17 protein-coding genes are annotated in these 17,448 nt (G+C 55.2%); 14 read left to right on the top strand and 3 right to left on the bottom strand.

Features of this window, described 5'->3' with window-relative positions:
* Positions 1 to 17 precede the first annotated feature (17 nt).
* Entirely contained in the window at positions 18 to 938 is a 921-nt protein-coding gene (argF, locus tag GHN86_RS04230) for an ornithine carbamoyltransferase (protein WP_153377771.1), read from the top strand.
* Positions 935 to 2,044, top strand: a complete 1,110-nt coding sequence (locus GHN86_RS04235; RefSeq protein WP_153377772.1) for an ABC transporter ATP-binding protein — start codon at positions 935 to 937, stop codon at positions 2,042 to 2,044. Before argF ends, GHN86_RS04235 begins: the two co-directional genes overlap by 4 nt.
* 11 nt (positions 2,045 to 2,055) lie before the next feature.
* On the opposite strand, the gene ybaK is transcribed toward GHN86_RS04235, so the two are convergent.
* Positions 2,056 to 2,526, bottom strand: coding sequence for a Cys-tRNA(Pro) deacylase (gene ybaK / locus GHN86_RS04240; RefSeq protein WP_153377773.1), 471 nt, complete (start codon positions 2,524 to 2,526; stop codon positions 2,056 to 2,058).
* A gap of 381 nt (positions 2,527 to 2,907) precedes the next feature.
* On the opposite strand from ybaK, the gene GHN86_RS04245 reads away from it, so the two are divergent.
* The 12 genes from GHN86_RS04245 to metR all read left to right on the top strand — a co-directional run bounded on the left by GHN86_RS04245 (position 2,908) and on the right by metR (position 16,359).
* On the top strand, positions 2,908 to 3,759 hold the full coding sequence (locus GHN86_RS04245) for an MIP/aquaporin family protein (protein ID WP_153377774.1): 852 nt from the start codon (positions 2,908 to 2,910) through the stop codon (positions 3,757 to 3,759).
* 88 nt (positions 3,760 to 3,847) lie between these two features.
* A complete protein-coding gene (gene glpK / locus GHN86_RS04250; RefSeq protein WP_153377775.1) occupies positions 3,848 to 5,353 on the top strand; it encodes a glycerol kinase GlpK in 1,506 nt (501 codons plus the stop codon).
* Positions 5,354 to 5,490: 137 nt separating this feature from the next.
* Positions 5,491 to 6,246 carry a DeoR family transcriptional regulator gene (locus GHN86_RS04255; protein ID WP_153377776.1) on the top strand — a complete coding sequence of 252 codons (756 nt, stop codon included), beginning with the start codon at positions 5,491 to 5,493 and terminating at the stop codon, positions 6,244 to 6,246.
* 256 nt (positions 6,247 to 6,502) lie between these two features.
* The gene (glpD, locus tag GHN86_RS04260; RefSeq protein WP_153377777.1) at positions 6,503 to 8,041 is read left to right on the top strand and encodes a glycerol-3-phosphate dehydrogenase; all 1,539 of its coding nucleotides are present in this window, start codon (positions 6,503 to 6,505) and stop codon (positions 8,039 to 8,041) included.
* Between the two features lie 311 nt (positions 8,042 to 8,352).
* Complete coding sequence (locus GHN86_RS04265; protein WP_153377778.1) at positions 8,353 to 9,267, top strand: glutamate/aspartate ABC transporter substrate-binding protein; 915 nt, start codon at positions 8,353 to 8,355, stop codon at positions 9,265 to 9,267.
* A gap of 201 nt (positions 9,268 to 9,468) precedes the next feature.
* On the top strand, positions 9,469 to 10,215 hold the full coding sequence (locus tag GHN86_RS04270; protein WP_153377779.1) for an amino acid ABC transporter permease: 747 nt from the start codon (positions 9,469 to 9,471) through the stop codon (positions 10,213 to 10,215).
* Positions 10,215 to 10,889, top strand: coding sequence for an amino acid ABC transporter permease (locus GHN86_RS04275; protein WP_122784791.1), 675 nt, complete (start codon positions 10,215 to 10,217; stop codon positions 10,887 to 10,889). Before GHN86_RS04270 ends, GHN86_RS04275 begins: the two co-directional genes overlap by 1 nt.
* Positions 10,886 to 11,620: an amino acid ABC transporter ATP-binding protein gene (locus tag GHN86_RS04280; protein ID WP_122784792.1), complete on the top strand. Its 735-nt coding sequence runs from the start codon at positions 10,886 to 10,888 to the stop codon at positions 11,618 to 11,620. The genes GHN86_RS04275 and GHN86_RS04280 overlap by 4 nt, the downstream gene beginning before the upstream one ends.
* A gap of 95 nt (positions 11,621 to 11,715) precedes the next feature.
* The gene (locus tag GHN86_RS04285) at positions 11,716 to 13,620 is read left to right on the top strand and encodes a sensor histidine kinase (RefSeq protein WP_153377781.1); all 1,905 of its coding nucleotides are present in this window, start codon (positions 11,716 to 11,718) and stop codon (positions 13,618 to 13,620) included.
* A complete protein-coding gene (locus tag GHN86_RS04290; protein ID WP_153377782.1) occupies positions 13,617 to 14,942 on the top strand; it encodes a sigma-54-dependent transcriptional regulator in 1,326 nt (441 codons plus the stop codon). Before GHN86_RS04285 ends, GHN86_RS04290 begins: the two co-directional genes overlap by 4 nt.
* 20 nt (positions 14,943 to 14,962) lie before the next feature.
* A complete protein-coding gene (locus GHN86_RS04295) occupies positions 14,963 to 15,289 on the top strand; it encodes a GlpM family protein (protein ID WP_167654246.1) in 327 nt (108 codons plus the stop codon).
* 152 nt (positions 15,290 to 15,441) lie between these two features.
* The gene (metR, locus tag GHN86_RS04300) at positions 15,442 to 16,359 is read left to right on the top strand and encodes a transcriptional regulator MetR (RefSeq protein WP_146384121.1); all 918 of its coding nucleotides are present in this window, start codon (positions 15,442 to 15,444) and stop codon (positions 16,357 to 16,359) included.
* 43 nt (positions 16,360 to 16,402) lie between these two features.
* On the opposite strand, the gene GHN86_RS04305 is transcribed toward metR, so the two are convergent.
* On the bottom strand, positions 16,403 to 16,915 hold the full coding sequence (locus GHN86_RS04305; protein ID WP_153377783.1) for a GNAT family N-acetyltransferase: 513 nt from the start codon (positions 16,913 to 16,915) through the stop codon (positions 16,403 to 16,405).
* 41 nt (positions 16,916 to 16,956) lie between these two features.
* Positions 16,957 to 17,364, bottom strand: a complete 408-nt coding sequence (locus GHN86_RS04310) for an NUDIX hydrolase (RefSeq protein WP_228384848.1) — start codon at positions 17,362 to 17,364, stop codon at positions 16,957 to 16,959.
* Positions 17,365 to 17,448: the final 84 nt, after the last annotated feature.

The following is a 17,448-nucleotide window of genomic DNA, read 5'->3' on the forward strand; positions in this document are numbered from 1 at the left end:
AAAAAAGGTAGTTAATGATGAGCGCAAGGCACTTTCTCTCCCTGATGGATTGCACGCCCGAAGAACTACTCAGCGTGATTCGTCGCGGTATCGAGCTCAAGGACCTGCGCGAGCGCGGTGTGCTCATCGAACCGTTGAAAAATCGCGTGCTGGGCATGATTTTCGAAAAGTCATCAACCCGTACACGGCTGTCGTTTGAAGCGGGCATGATCCAGCTCGGTGGTCAGGCCATCTTCCTGTCCCCGCGGGATACGCAACTGGGCCGCGGCGAGCCCATTGGCGACTGCGCAATCGTTATGTCGCGCATGCTCGACGCCGTCATGATTCGCACCTTTGCTCACAGCACCCTCATCGAGTTCGCCGAAAATTCTCGCGTGCCGGTCATCAATGGACTGTCGGACGACCTGCATCCGTGCCAACTGCTGGCTGACATGCAGACGTTTCTGGAGCATCGCGGCTCGATTAAAGGCAAAACCGTTGCCTGGATTGGCGACGGCAACAACATGTGCAACAGCTATATAGAGGCGGCTATCCAGTTTGACTTCAACCTGCGCATTGCCTGCCCGCAAGGCTATGAGCCGAATCCAGAGTTCGTTGCCCAAGCCGGCGATCGTGTGACTATCATGCGTGACCCGCGTGAGGCGGTCATAGGCGCCCATCTGGTGAGCACAGACGTGTGGACGTCCATGGGGCAGGAAGAAGAAACCGCCAAACGCCTGAAGCTGTTTGCGCCCTACCAGGTTAACCGCGCACTGCTTGATCTTGCCGCTGAAGATGTGCTGTTCATGCATTGCCTGCCTGCTCATCGCGGCGAAGAAATCAGTCTGGATCTGTTGGACGACACGCGCTCCGTCGCATGGGACCAAGCCGAAAACCGGCTGCATGCCCAGAAAGCCCTGCTTGAATTCCTTGTTCAGCCAGGGTTCAAACCCGCATGAGCCAGCCGCTATTACTCAACCTTCGTGATCTAGCCTGTGGTTACCAAGGGCAAAGCGTGGTGCAAAACCTCAACCTGCACCTCAATGCCGGCGACATTGGCTGCCTGCTGGGCTCTTCCGGATGCGGGAAGACCACCACGCTGCGGGCGATAGCCGGATTTGAGCCGGTTCATCAGGGCGAAATTCAGCTCGCCGGAGAAGTCATCTCCAGGGCCGGTTTCACGCTGGCGCCCGAGAAGCGTCGAATCGGTATGGTGTTCCAGGACTACGCACTCTTTCCGCATCTCAGCGTGGCTGACAACATCGCATTCGGCATTCGCAAGCACCCCGAAAAAGAGCGTGTCACCCAAGAGCTGCTGGAGCTGGTTAACCTGAAGAACCTTGGCAAGCGCTTCCCTCATGAGCTGTCGGGCGGTCAACAACAACGTGTTGCGCTGGCCCGCGCTTTGGCGCCGGAACCACAACTGCTCTTGCTTGACGAACCGTTCTCCAACCTCGATGGCGAACTGCGTCGCAAGCTTAGCCATGAAGTGCGTGACATCCTCAAGGCTCGTGGCACCAGTGCGATTCTGGTGACACACGATCAGGAAGAAGCCTTCGCTGTAAGCGACCACGTCGGCGTCTTCAAAGAGGGTCGTCTTGAGCAATGGGATACGCCTTACAACCTTTACCACGAGCCCAAAACCCCGTTTGTGGCGAGTTTTATCGGTCAGGGCTATTTCATTCGCGGGCAACTGTTGAGCCCCGAATCCGTGCAAACAGAACTGGGTGTGCTGCGAGGTGATCGAGCGTACAACTGGCCTGTGGGTGGCGCGGTCGATGTATTACTTCGCCCGGACGATATCGTTTATGCCCCTGACAGCGAGCTGAAAGCTAGGATAGTAGGCAAAACCTTCTTAGGCGCATCAACTCTCTACCGGCTGCAATTGCCTACAGGCAGCCAACTCGAATCTATTTTTCCGAGCCATGCCGATCACTTGCCCGGCACTGACGTGGGCATTCGGGTCGCGGCCGAACACTTGGTCATGTTTCAAACCAGCGGCAGTACGGCAGCACAGATCGCTCACACTGAATCAGGCGTAAGACGCTTCAGTACCGCCAGCTAAGTGATGCAATTTTAAACGCGACCAATACCCGCAAACTTGGCCTGCGTGTGCTCCGCCAGCACCGCAGGCGATAGTTCCACTTCAAGTCCCCGCCGTCCGGCACTGACAAAAATCGTCTCAAAACCCTGCGCACTTTCATCAATAAAGGTGCGCAGGCGTTTTTTCTGGCCCAGTGGACTGATCCCACCCAAAAGGTACCCCGTTGCACGCTGAGCAGCGGCCGGGTCAGACATTTCGACTTTTTTGACGCCAGCCGCATGGGCCAGCGCCTTTAAATCGAGACTTCCGACGACCGGTACTATAGCGACCAATAATTCCCCTTTTTCACTGCTGGCCAAAAGCGTCTTGAATACCCGTGCGGGTTCAAGATTAAGCTTTTCTGCAGCTTCCAGGCCGTAAGAGGCTGCTTTAGGATCATGTTCATAGCTGTGTATCCGATGTTCGGCACGAACTTTTTTCAGCAGGTCCAACGCGGGTGTCATGGCAGCTCCTGTGTTGAGTTGAATATAGGCCTCAGGTTAGCGAACTCTTGGCTTTTGATTAGCAAACAGGCGCTGATGTTGGCCATCGAGACTCACTTGAAGGACAAATTACAGCCTCCCCCCTACAAAAAAGTATTCTTTTCTTACATAAAAATCAGTACCCAACCACTACCTTAAAGTCAGAATATGAATACCCGTTCACTTTCGACCTTTGACAGCCGTGTTTCTTGTCTATATTTTTTCGTTTCTGAATATGCCTGTCCGTTACCTGTTTTCCGTTACGAACACATGAAAAGCTGGAATTTTATTCATCCGGCTTCCGTGCAGCTTCATTGCCACCCTGACTGATAACGTCAAAAAACAAAAAAAATGAGGTTTCAAATGACGACTGCAACGCAGCACCCCACCCTTTCCGGCCAGTGCATGGCCGAGTTTCTAGGCACCGCCCTGTTGATTTTCTTTGGTACCGGCTGTGTTGCGGCCCTCAAGGTCGCGGGCGCCAGCTTTGGCCTTTGGGAAATCAGCATCATCTGGGGCATCGGCGTGAGTATGGCCATCTACCTCACAGCTGGTGTTTCAGGCGCGCATTTGAACCCCGCCGTGAGCATTGCCCTTTGCCTGTTCACCGATTTTGATAAGCGCAAACTGCCGTTTTACATCCTGGCCCAAGTAGCCGGCGCCTTTTGCGCGGCAGCATTGGTGTACACGCTGTATAGCAATCTGTTCTTCGATTACGAACAAGCGCACAGCATGATTCGCGGCAGTAAAGAGAGCCTGGAACTGGCCTCGGTTTTTTCTACTTATCCGCACCCTGCGCTGTCGACACTTCAGGCTTTCCTGGTGGAAATGGTGATTACCGCGATCTTGATGGGCGTCATCATGGCCCTGACCGATGACAAGAATGGATTGCCTCGCGGCCCACTGGCGCCACTGCTGATCGGCTTGCTGATTGCTGTGATTGGCAGCTCGATGGGACCACTGACCGGTTTTGCAATGAACCCTGCGCGAGATTTCGGGCCTAAGCTGATGACTTTCTTTGCCGGCTGGGGCGAAGTGTCATTCACTGGTGCCCGCGACATTCCTTATTTCCTGATTCCAATCTTTGCACCGATCGTAGGTGCTTGCCTCGGCGCAGCTATATATCGCGGGATGATTGCCCGCCATCTGCCTGCTGTCGAGCCTACGGCAATGGAAGCCCAAACCACCACAGAGGTGAAAACCCAAGCTTCCTGACATCGAATTTTGAAACGGGGCGCACGAGATCTCTGCCCACTTCTTTCTCGCGCCCTGAAACCATTACCTCATTCTGCAAGGCAATCACATGACCGACTCTCAGAATAAGAATTACATTATTGCGCTGGACCAAGGCACCACCAGTTCGCGAGCGATCATCTTCGATCGTGACGCCAACGTGGTCTGCACCGCTCAACGTGAGTTCCAACAGCACTACCCACAAGCAGGCTGGGTTGAACACGACCCGATGGAAATTTTCGCCACCCAAAGTGCCGTGATGGTTGAAGCCTTGGCTCAGGCCGGGCTTCATCACGACCAGGTGGCCGCTATCGGTATCACCAACCAGCGTGAAACCACCGTGGTGTGGGACAAAATCAGCGGCCGTCCGATCTACAATGCGATCGTTTGGCAGTGCCGTCGCAGCACCGAAATCTGCGAACAACTGAAGCGCGATGGCCACGAGCAGTACATCAGCGACACCACCGGTTTGGTTACCGACCCGTACTTCTCCGGCACCAAGCTGAAGTGGATCCTCGATAACGTCGAAGGCAGTCGCGAACGTGCACGCAACGGCGAGCTTCTATTTGGCACCATCGACAGCTGGCTGATCTGGAAATTTACCGGCGGCAAAACTCACGTTACCGACTACACCAACGCCTCGCGAACCATGCTGTTCAACATCCACACCCTGGAATGGGACTCCAAAATGCTGGAGGTGCTGGATATCCCGCGTGAGATGCTGCCTGAGGTCAAGTCCTCGTCCGAAATCTACGGGCGTACCAAAAGCGGCATCGCCATTGGCGGTATTGCCGGCGATCAGCAGGCCGCTTTGTTCGGCCAAATGTGCGTTGAGCCGGGCCAAGCCAAAAATACTTATGGCACCGGCTGCTTCCTGCTGATGAACACCGGCACCAATGCCGTCAAATCGACCCATGGCATGTTGACCACTATCGCTTGCGGCCCAAAAGGTGAAGTGGCCTACGCACTCGAAGGTGCGGTATTCAACGGTGGCTCCACCGTGCAATGGCTGCGAGATGAACTAAAGATCATCAATGACGCTCACGACACGGAATACTTTGCCAGCAAAGTCAAAGACAGCAACGGTGTGTATCTGGTACCCGCATTCACGGGTCTCGGCGCACCGTATTGGGATCCTTATGCGCGCGGCGCACTGTTCGGCCTGACCCGTGGCGTACGTGTAGATCACATTATTCGGGCCGCGCTGGAGTCGATTGCCTACCAGACTCGTGACGTGCTGGATGCTATGCAGCAAGACTCGGGTGAACGTCTGAAAGCGCTGCGCGTGGATGGCGGTGCTGTGGCCAACAACTTCCTGATGCAGTTTCAGGCTGACATCCTCGGCACGATGGTTGAGCGCCCGCAAATGCGCGAAACCACTGCACTGGGTGCCGCCTACCTGGCCGGTTTGGCCTGCGGTTTCTGGGGCAGCTTGGATGAGTTGCGCGGCAAGGCCGTGATTGAACGCGAGTTCGAGCCTGCTCTGGAAGAAGCCTGCAAAGAGAAGCTCTACGCTGGCTGGAAGAAGGCCGTGAGCCGTACGCGTGATTGGGAACCCCACGAAGAAAGCCACTAAGCACTGACGCAGTAACCAGCAACGGACACCCTTGGTGTCCGTTGCTGCATAAGCGTTTCAGCGTAGCTACGAGTAGCAGACGGCTGTTTCCTGCGGCATGATGGGCGAATTTTGCTTCGCCGCCTAAAGGAAACTCCATGAATCTGCCTCCCCGCCAACAGCAGATCCTCGAACTGGTTCGCGAACGCGGCTACGTCAGCATCGAGGAAATGGCGCAGTTGTTCGTCGTAACGCCGCAGACCATCCGTCGAGACATCAATCAATTGGCCGAAGCCGATTTATTACGTCGTTACCACGGGGGTGCCGCCTATGACTCAAGCGTTGAGAACACCGCCTACGCCATGCGCGCCGACCAGATGCGTGATGAAAAACGCCGTATTGGTGAAGCCATCGCTGCACAGATTCCTGACCACGCCTCCATTTTCATTAATATCGGTACGACCACCGAATCAATTGCTAGGGCGTTGCTCAACCACAATCATCTGAAAATCATCACCAACAACCTCCATGTCGCGTCAATCCTGAGCGCTAAAGACGACTTCGAAGTATTGATTGCGGGCGGTAAAGTCCGCCGCGATGGCGGCATTGTCGGCCAGGCCAGTGTCGACTTCATTAACCAGTTCAAGTTCGATTTCGCACTCGTGGGTATCAGCGGGATTGATTCCGACGGCAGCCTGCTGGACTTCGACTACCAGGAAGTGCGCGTTTCTCAAGCCATTATCGCCAACGCCCGACAAGTCATTCTGGCAGCCGACTCCAGCAAGTTCGGGCGCAACGCCATGGTTCGTCTTGGCCCAATCACCTTGATTGACTGCCTTGTCACAGATCAGCCACCTGTACCAGAGCTCACTCAATTGCTGGCACAGAACAAAATTCGTCTGGAAGTGGTTTAACCGCACAATCGCAGGAGAGGGGGGGGGAATTGATCGCAATGCAGGCACGAACTGCATGCCCCCTAAGCCGATCGGAGTCTAATTCACGCCCCCCCTCCACACTAAAAATGTTCGTAATTTTTCTTTTTAAGCCTATTCGATGAGTTTTTTCAATCGAACTTGTCTGGCTGTGCGCGTACTTATCCGCTACTATTTTCGAAAATGAACATTAATGTTCACATTCAAAAAATATGCGTCAAGAACGCGAGGCCCAATCATGCCCCTGACCACCTTGCCTGCTACTCCCCTCGCTGAGGTTTACGACGTTGCCGTTATCGGCGGCGGAATTAATGGCGTCGGTATCGCGGCAGATGCAGCCGGTCGCGGCTTGTCTGTGTTCCTTTGCGAAAAAGACGATTTGGCCAGCCATACCTCGTCAGCCAGCAGCAAGCTCATCCATGGTGGCCTGCGCTACCTTGAGCATTATGAGTTTCGCTTGGTGCGCGAAGCTTTGGCTGAGCGCGAAGTGCTGCTGGCTAAAGCCCCGCACATCGTCAAACCCATGCGATTTGTATTGCCTCATCGTCCTCACCTGCGCCCTGCATGGATGATTCGGGCGGGGTTATTTCTATATGACCACTTGGGCAAGCGAGAAAAACTCGCCGGCTCCAAAAGCATCAAATTTGGTGCCGATAGCCCGCTGAAGGCAGAAATCAATAAAGGCTTTGAATACTCGGACTGCTGGGTAGATGACGCACGTCTGGTGGTACTCAATGCCATGGCTGCGCGTGAAAATGGCGCGCATATCCACACCCAGACCCGCTGCGTAGGAGCTCGTCGTAACAAAGGCCTGTGGGAATTGAATCTTGAACGCGCCGACGGCAGTCTGTTCTCGATTCGAAGCAAAGCGCTGGTCAACGCCGCAGGTCCATGGGTTGCCAAATTCATCAAGGACGACCTTAAGCTGGACTCGCCTTACGGTATCCGCCTGATCCAAGGCAGCCATCTGATCGTACCCAAGCTGTATGACGCACCTAACGCCTTCATTTTGCAGAATGAAGACCAGCGAATTGTGTTCACCATCCCGTACATGGATCAGTTCACCATCATCGGCACAACCGATCGTGAATACACCGGCGATCCGGCCAAGGTCATGATCACCGAAGAAGAAACCGACTACCTGTTGAACGTGGTCAACGCTCACTTTAAACAACACGTCAGCCGGGCCGATATTCTGCGCACCTATTCCGGCGTTCGCCCGCTGTGTAATGACGAGTCGGACAACCCTTCAGCCGTTACCCGTGACTACACCTTGGCGTTGTCCGGCGCACAGGGCGAAGCCCCACTGCTGTCTGTATTTGGTGGCAAACTGACCACCTACCGCAAGCTGGCTGAATCGGCCATGGCGCAGTTGACACCGTTCTTCACCCAGATCAAACCGAGCTGGACTGCCAGCGCAACGCTGCCGGGCGGTGAAGACATGACCACACCTGCTGCGTTGAGCGCCGCGCTGACGCAAAAACATGGCTGGCTGGATGCAGCCATCGCCAAACGCTGGGCAATCACTTACGGCAACCGCTCATGGCGGTTGCTGGAAGGTGTCAATGCATTGAGTGATATGGGAGAACACATCGGCAGCGGCCTTTATAGCCGAGAAGTCGACTACCTGTGCAGCCAGGAATGGGCGCTGGATGCTCAGGACATCCTGTGGCGCCGTACCAAGTTGGGCCTGTTCACTACCGCTCAGGAACAAGAGCATCTGGCGCTTTATTTGGACAGCCTGAACCTCAAACATCGCAAAGTAAAAGCAGCTTAACTTCCCACCTGCTACCTCACCTGTCGGGGCGTCGATTGAGCGCCCCGACAGGGCTTCCTGGTTCGGTTTTCCGAACACCTCGCACCCTATTGATTCGGCTTTCCGGGTAACCCTTTTCGCCCAGCCCTTAATCAAATACCAAAATATCCATACAAATCAATAACTTAAATATAAAAACCGTGTTTGGCATGAGTCATGCTCTACACTCAAGGCCGAATGCAAAACAGCGCATTCAAGCGGTTGAGCTGTACGCAGTCCTATAAGGGCCTATCAACGGGCTCAATAAAAAAAACAATGTCGAGGAAATACCGATGCGCATCGTTCCGCAACTTTTAGGCGCCGCTATTGCTGTCGCCCTGATGAGCACTCCAGTTTTTGCAGCCGAATTGACCGGCACACTGAAGAAAATCAAAGAATCCGGCACCGTTACCCTTGGGCATCGCGACTCCTCCATTCCTTTCTCTTACATCGCGGACGCTTCCGGCAAGCCAGTTGGCTACTCACACGACATCCAGTTGGCCATTGTTGAAGGGCTGAAAAAGCAACTCGACATGCCAGACCTCAAGGTCAAGTACAACCTGGTCACCTCCCAGACCCGTATTCCACTCGTACAAAATGGCACCGTTGACGTTGAGTGTGGTTCCACCACCAACAACGCAGAACGCGCCCAGCAAGTCGACTTCTCGGTCGGCATCTTCGAAATCGGTACTCGCCTTCTGTCCAAAAAGGACTCGCCTTACAAGGATTTTGCCGACCTGAAAGGCAAAAACGTTGTGACCACGGCTGGCACCACATCCGAACGTATCCTCAAGTCGATGAATGCCGACAAACAAATGGGCATGAACGTGATCTCTGCAAAAGACCACGGCGAATCCTTCCAGATGCTGGAGTCGGGCCGAGCAGTTGCGTTCATGATGGATGACGCCTTGCTGGCTGGCGAAATGGCCAAAGCCAAAAAACCAACCGACTGGGCAGTAACCGGCACGCCACAATCTTATGAGGTGTACGCCTGCATGGTGCGCAAAGGCGACCCTGATTTCAAAAAAGCGGTTGATGACGCCATCGTCGGCATCTACAAATCCGGCGAGATCAATAACATCTATAGCAAGTGGTTCACTCAGCCAATTCCACCAAAAGGCCTGAACCTCATGTTCCCGATGAGCGACAAAGTCAAAGAGCTGATCGCTAATCCAAACGACAAACCAGCGCCTGAAGTGAAAATCTGATTATTCACTACTGACGCCCGAGCGCGACTGATCGCGCTCGGGAACGTTGTTCACAGGCCGTACAAGCTTCTTTAATTGCTGAGAGAACACTCGAACCGCTGGATATCGAGCGGCAAGCGTGTACCCGACGAGACTGTCGGGAGAGAACGGACTCCCTGAAGCAAATGCTTGTTAATAGACCCATCTGAGGGGAGACCCTGCATGAATTACAACTGGGACTGGAGCGTATTCTTCAAGTCCACCGGCGTAGGCAGCGAGACGTATCTCGACTGGTTTATTTCGGGGCTTGGCTGGACTATCGCGATTGCTGTTGTCGCCTGGATTGTTGCCCTGATCCTGGGTTCGCTGCTGGGCGTGATGCGTACGCTGCCGAACCGTTTCCTGGCCGGCATCGCCACAGTTTACGTGGAAATTTTCCGTAACGTTCCGCTGCTGGTACAGCTGTTCATCTGGTACTTCCTGGTGCCCGATCTACTGCCGCCCGGTTTGCAAGAGTGGTACAAGCAAGACCTCAATCCGACCACTTCGGCTTACCTGAGTGTGGTGGTGTGTTTGGGTCTGTTTACCGCTGCCCGAGTGTGCGAACAAGTACGAACCGGCATTGAGGCGCTGCCTCGCGGCCAGGAGTCAGCAGCCCGCGCCATGGGTTTCAGCATGACTCAGATCTACTGGAACGTACTGCTGCCGCAGGCGTACCGCATCATCATTCCACCGCTCACTTCAGAATTCCTCAACGTGTTCAAAAACTCGTCGGTGGCCTCGTTGATCGGTTTGATGGAGCTGCTGGCGCAAACCAAACAGACCGCAGAGTTTTCCGCCAACCTGTTTGAAGCGTTCACGCTTGCCACACTTATCTACTTCACGCTGAACATGAGCCTGATGCTGCTGATGCGCCTGATCGAGAAGAAAGTAGCAGTGCCCGGCCTGATGTCATTGGGGGGTAAATAATGGACTTCTTCGATTTCAGCGGGATAGTACCCGCACTGCCGGGCCTGTGGAACGGCATGATCATGACTTTGAAACTCATGGTCCTGGGCGTGATCGGTGGCGTTGCACTGGGCACCGTGCTGGCCTTGATGCGCTTGTCTTCCAGCAAATGGCTGGCCAATCTGGCCGGCGCCTATGTGAACTACTTCCGCTCGATCCCCTTGCTGCTGGTCATTACCTGGTTCTACCTGGCCGTGCCCTTTGTGCTGCGCTGGATTACCGGTAAAGACACGCCGATCGGCGCATTTGAGTCGTGCATGGTCGCCTTCGTCATGTTCGAAGCTGCCTACTTCTGTGAAATCGTACGAGCCGGCGTGCAGGCCATTCCCAAAGGGCAAATGGGTGCTGCCAAAGCACTGGGCATGAGTTACGGCCAGGCCATGCGTCTGATCATCCTGCCTCAGGCCTTCCGCAAAATGACGCCGTTACTGCTGCAACAAAGCATCATTTTGTTCCAGGACACGTCATTGGTTTACACCGTAGGCCTGGTCGATTTCCTCAATGCGTCACGCTCCAGTGGCGACATCATCGGCCGCTCCAATGAGTTCCTGATCTTCGCCGGTCTGGTGTATTTCATCATCAGCTTTTCCGCCTCGCTGCTGGTCAAGCGTCTGCAAAAAAGGTTTGCCGTATGATCTCGATCAAGAACATCAACAAGTGGTACGGGGACTTTCAGGTACTGACCGATTGCAGTACTGAAGTCAAAAAAGGCGAAGTGGTGGTCGTCTGCGGCCCCTCCGGCTCCGGCAAGTCGACACTGATCAAGTGCGTAAATGCCCTTGAACCCTTCCAGAAGGGCGACATCATTGTTGATGGCACCTCGATTGCCGACCCTAAAACCAACCTGCCAAAATTGCGCTCGCGCGTGGGCATGGTGTTCCAGCATTTCGAGCTGTTCCCGCACATGACCATCACCGAAAACCTGACCATTGCGCAGGTAAAGGTGTTGGGGCGAAGCAAGGCCGAAGCCACCAAAAAAGGCCTGGAGCTGCTTGAGCGCGTTGGCCTGTCCGCACACGCCCATAAGCACCCGGGCCAACTGTCGGGCGGTCAGCAACAGCGTGTGGCCATTGCCCGCGCATTGGCCATGGACCCGATCGTGATGCTCTTTGACGAACCAACCTCGGCACTCGACCCGGAAATGGTCAATGAAGTGCTCGACGTGATGGTGCAATTGGCCCACGAAGGCATGACCATGATGTGCGTTACCCACGAAATGGGGTTTGCCCGCAAAGTGGCTAACCGGGTGATATTTATGGATCAAGGCAAGATTGTCGAAGACTGCGAGAAAGAAGAGTTCTTCGGTGACGTGTCCGCCCGCTCCGAACGTGCACAAAACTTCCTGTCCAAAATCCTGCAACACTAAGCGCCTGAATCCTGTTACCGCGGGCGCCTTTTACGCCAGCGGTAACAGGTTTTGCAAAGCCTCTACCGCGCAGTGGTCGACCCAAGGCATCTGTGATGAAATGCGACCCCACACTTTATCGCGGTGCCCCGCCTTCACTTGCTGTGAAACCTCGCCTGCTCCGACATTTACTGTTGCCGCCGCTCATCCTCCTGCTGACCATCGGGCTGGGCTATACGGGCTATCGCATCAGCGAACACTTTGGTATCCGCAGCCTCAGCGAAAACGGCGAGCGCCAGCTTGAGCTCCACGCCCGCACCGTCGAAAGCGAGCTCGGCAAATACACCTACCTGCCCAGCCTGCTTGAGTTGGAGTCCAGTGTTTCAAGCTTGTTGGCGGACCCGACCGCGCAAAACCGCGACAGCGTCAACCAATACCTCGAAGGCCTTAACCGACGCAGCCGCAGCCGTGCCATCTATGTACTCGACACCACCGGGCGCGTCGTGGCCACCAGTAACTGGCGCGATGCTGACAGTTATTTGGGTGAGGATTTGTCTTTCCGGGCCTACTTTCAGGATGCCGTGCGCGGACACCAGGGCCGTTTCTACGGAATAGGCAGCACCTCAGGTGAGCCTGGCTACTACCTGGCCCACGGCCTAGAACAGCAAGGCAAAATCATCGGCGTCGCGGTGATTAAAGTCAGGCTCGAAGCCCTTGAGGAGCGCTGGCAACGTGCTCGCCTCGAAGCTTATGTGAGTGACGAAAACGGCATCATCATTCTGTCCAGTGACCCAAACTTACGCCTCAAATCCGTACGCCCGCTGACCGCTCAAACAAAGGAGCGCTTGGCGCGCAGCCTTCAGTATTACTGGTGGCCGCTCAATGAGCTTCAACCTCTTGAGCGCGAACAGCTCGCCGAGGGCGTCGAAACCGTCACGTTTGCCACCCACAGCGACGTCCCCAGCGATGACAAAAAAATCAGCTATCTGGCCCAGACCCGCAACCTGAATGACACGCCCTGGGACATCACTTTACTGACTCCTCTGCAAGACTTGCGGCGAGAGGCAGCCAATCAAGGCATGTTGGTGGCCGTGGTTTTCGCTTTACTGGCCTTTCTGCTGATTGCCTGGAATGAACGACGCAAAGTGATTGCCACCCGACTGGCGGCCCGCGAAGCCCTGCAAGAAGCCAATAACCAACTGGAACGAAAAATCACTGACCGCACCACTCACCTGCGCGCCAGCAACGAACGGCTAAAAGCCCAAATTCGCGAACGTCGCCATGCAGAAGACACCCTTCGCCGCGCACAGGACGAATTGGTGCAAGCCGGAAAGCTGGCCGCTATCGGGCAAATGTCCACCAGCATTGCCCATGAGCTGAACCAGCCATTGGCCGCCTTGCGCACGCTGTCCGGAAATGCCGTCAGATTTCTTCAACGAGGAGACCTGAAAGTCGCTGCGGACAATTTGACCACCATTAACGACCTGGTTGATCGCATGGGCCGTATCACCGCCAATCTGCGATCGTTTGCTCGTCGCGGTGACGATCAGGGTCAGGCCAGCCTGAGTAAAGCGGTCGAGGCAACCCTGCAACTCCTCGCCGCTCGCCTTGAAGCGTCCTGTGTTGAGGTGCATCGCGATTTCAGCGATGCCCAACTGACCATCGATCAGACCCGTTTGGAACAAATACTCGTCAACCTGATAGGCAATGCGCTGGATGCCATGCACGTCGAGACCGCCTCACCGCAATTGTGGCTTGAGGGCGAGCTGCGCGATGGCAAATATCAGTTGAGTGTGCGCGATAACGGCCCCGGCATTGACCCGCAAAGTCGTAAGCATCTGTTTGAACCCTTCTTCACCACTAAACCGGGCGAACAGGGTCTGGGCCTTGGCCTGACACTGTCTGCCAGCCTGGCGGCAGCCGCTGGCGGTAGCCTCAATGTTGAGTTTCCCGATGCCGGTGGTGTTGCGTTTGTCCTACTTTTACCGCTGGTGCAACCTGTTAAGGCCGAGCCAATATGAACCACGAGCTGACCGTTCTGATTGTTGAAGACGACCCTCATGTCTTGCTCGGATGCCAACAGGCGCTGGCGCTTGAAGACATCCGCAGCGAAGGCGTAAGCACTGCAGAACAGGCATTGGCTATGGTCGGGGATAATTTCCCCGGCATTGTCATTAGTGATATCCGCTTGCCGGGGATTGATGGCCTGGAACTGCTTAAACGGCTCAAGGCCCGAGATGCCAGCCTACCCGTAGTCCTGATTACAGGGCATGGCGATATTTCCATGGCGGTAGGCGCCATGCGCGACGGTGCCTACGACTTTATGGAAAAGCCATTTTCTCCTGAGCGTCTGGTTGATGCTGCACGCCGGGCGCTGGAACAACGTAGTCTGGCCCGTGAAGTGTGGTCGTTGCGTCGCCAATTGGCTGAGCGCGACTCACTAGAAGGTCGGATAATCGGCCGCTCGCAAGCGATGCAGCAATTACGGGAATTGATTGCCAACGTCGCCGATACGTCAGCTAACGTGCTGATAGAAGGCGAAACCGGCACAGGCAAAGAACTGGTTGCACGCTGCCTGCACGATTTCAGCCGTCGTCAACCCCGCCAGTTTGTAGCGCTGAACTGCGGAGGTTTGCCCGAAAACCTGTTTGAAAGCGAGATTTTCGGCCACGAAGCCAACGCATTCACGGGTGCCGGAAAACGCAGGGTCGGCAAGATTGAACATGCTGATGGCGGCACGCTGTTTCTCGATGAAGTCGAAAGCATGCCGCTCAACCTGCAAATAAAATTGCTTCGGGTGTTGCAGGAACGAACATTGGAACGCCTGGGCTCCAACCAGAGCATTGATGTGGATTGTCGGGTCATTGCAGCCACCAAGTCCGACCTTGATCAACTGAGCAAAGTCAGCCAGTTTCGTAGCGACCTGTACTACCGCTTGAACGTCGTAACGCTGGAACTGCCACCGCTGCGCGAGCGCCGCGAAGACATCCTGCAGTTGTTCGAACACTTCTTGCAGCAATCATCCTTGCGCTTTGATCGCGCCGTACCGGAACTGGATAATCAGACGCTTTCCAGCCTGATGAGCCATGACTGGCCGGGCAACGTGCGCGAGTTGCGCAACGTGGCCGAGCGCTTTGCCTTGGGCCTTCCGGCGTTCAAAAAAACCGGCAGTATTACCTCACAAGGCTTGGGCTTTTCCGAAGCTGTCGAGGCATTCGAACGTAACCTGCTGAGTGATGCACTGCAACGCAGCGGCGGCAACCTGACCCAAGCCAGCCTGGAGTTGGGAATGGCCAAGACTACCTTGTTCGACAAAGTCAAAAAATACGGCTTGGCTCATTAAGCGAGAATGTTGTGGATCTGATTTTAAAAGCTGCTTTGGGCGCCGCCGTGGTGATTATTCTGGCGATGCTGGCAAAAACCAAAAATTACTACATCGCTGGCTTGGTGCCGCTGTTTCCGACGTTCGCACTCATTGCCCACTACATCGTAGGCAAAGGCCGTTCGGTAGATGACCTGAAGACCACCATCGTCTTCGGTATGTGGTCGATCATTCCCTACTTTGTCTACCTCGCAGCGCTGTATGTGCTGGTCGACCGCATGCGCCTTGAAGCGTCGCTGGCGCTCGCGGCGGTGGCCTGGTTGATGGCCGCAACCGTGCTGGTGAGCGTGTGGGTGCGATTGCATTGAGCTACCCCGGCATTGCGTTGGCGTAAGATCCTATGCGAACTTCAGCTCCCAGGAATTAAGTAGCCTTAAAGCCACAATTATCGACACCCGGCACAACATGAGACAAACTCAACGCTTTCGTGTTGATCATAAAATTTACTCATGGAGTCCTCGTGCTGGAAATTCGTCACCTCAAAACCCTGCACGCTTTGCGCGAGTCCGACAGCCTGGTCGAAGCCGCTGAACGTTTACACCTGACCCAGTCTGCGTTATCCCACCAGTTCAAAGAGCTGGAAGAACGCATGGGCATGCCCCTGTTTGTGCGTAAAACCAAGCCCGTACGCTTTACCAGCGGCGGCTTGCGTCTGCTGCAACTGGCTGACGCCATGCTGCCTTTGCTGCGTGGTGCCGAACGTGACATCGCACGGTTGGTCGGTGGGACCGCAGGCCGGCTGCATATGGCGATTGAATGCCACAGCTGCTTTCAGTGGCTGATGCCCACCATTGACCAATTTCGCGATGCGTGGCCGGAGGTCGAGCTGGATCTGGCCTCGGGCTTTGCATTTGCCCCCTTGCCTGCCCTCGCACGCGGTGATCTGGATCTGGTCGTAACCTCTGATCCGCAAGAGATCGCGGGGCTGACGTACGTTCCGCTGTTTACCTACGAGGCCATGCTCGCCGTCGCCAATCAACATGCGTTGGCCCACAAGCCTTTCATCGTGCCCGAGGATTTGAGCACGGAAATCCTGATTACGTATCCGGTGGAGCGCGACCGCCTCGACATCTTTACCCGCTTTCTGGAACCTGCCGATATTGAGCCGGCACAAGTGCGTACGTCTGAGCTGACGGTGATGATGATGCAGTTGGTGGCCAGCGGTCGTGGGGTATGCGGAATGCCGCATTGGGCACTGCATGAATACAGCTCGCGGGGCTATGTAAAAGCCAAGCGCCTGGGTGAAAAAGGGTTGTTTGCCACGCTTTATGCGGCAGTACGTACCGACATGCTGGATGCGCCCTACATGCGCGACTTTTTGCTCACGGCCAAAGACACGTCTTTCTCGACTCTGGATGGCGTCAGCGCGGTTAAGTAGACCCTGAATCCAACGCCCTCACCCCGTTTGGCACGGGTGAGGGTCAAGGCGAACTTTGGTTGACCAAGCGGCGCATATGGACACGGTCGTAGTACGCCTGCCCCACCCGAATGGCACAGTCTTCAAGGCCAGACTGCTGAAAACCACAGCGCTTGTACAGCTTCAGGGCGGCGAAGCTGTTAGCACTCACCGTCAGATCTATCACTTTGAGTTGCGGCTCTTCTTCGGCCAGTGACAGCACGGCCTGTACCAACCCTTCGCCCAGCCCTTTCCCGCGAAAACCCTCGGACACATACAGGCCAAACAAGGTGGCCTTATGCTGCGCGTCCTCCCAGGGTTCAAACGCCAGACCGACAATGCCAGCCAGCCGGTCACCCACAAAAGCGCCCAACATGGCGCTTAATTCATCGTCCAGCTGCCCTTGCCACCAGCTCAACGGCAACTTCTCTCGGTCTGAGAGGTTGGACACAAAAGCTTCAGGATGCAGCGCGTACGCCTCAAGCATCAATTGCCGATAAGCCTTGGCGTGGGAAGGTTCAAGCAGTTCTATAGCCATTAAATATCCAGGTTATACGGTTTTACGGTGTTCCAGCAGCATCAAGCAGGTGCCTTCACACTATTGCGGTAAAAGGGCAAGATCACGTCACGGGTCAAAGGGGCCAGCATCAATCCACCATCGTTGGCTGGATCAATCCACTGCACTTCTTCAATCTCGGCAGCAGGCGTGACGGTCTGCTCGGTCTGTATCAGAAACAGTTCGGCCAGCACTTCAAAGCCCGGTTCATTGGCTGCCGGGGCACTAAAGTGCCCCAGATAGATGGCGCAGCTCGGATCTATTTTCAGTGCCAGCTCTTCTTCGAGTTCACGTACAAGAGCGTTGATCGGCTGCTCGTGGGCCTCAATCTTGCCGCCCGGCTGCATGAAAGCCTGGGTGCCTCGCTTACGTACCAGCAAGGTTCGGCCTTTCGGGTCCATCAACACAGCAGCGGCAATACGGATGGTCATGGGTGTTGTCGAGAATTCGCAGGGCATCGCTAAAATCAGCCAGCAGTGAAGTAGGGGCACAAAGGATCACATGCCTTCGCGCAG

It is taken from the genome of Pseudomonas helleri, from assembly GCF_009600315.1.
In the GTDB taxonomy this organism is placed as follows: Bacteria; Pseudomonadota; Gammaproteobacteria; order Pseudomonadales; family Pseudomonadaceae; genus Aquipseudomonas; species Aquipseudomonas helleri_A.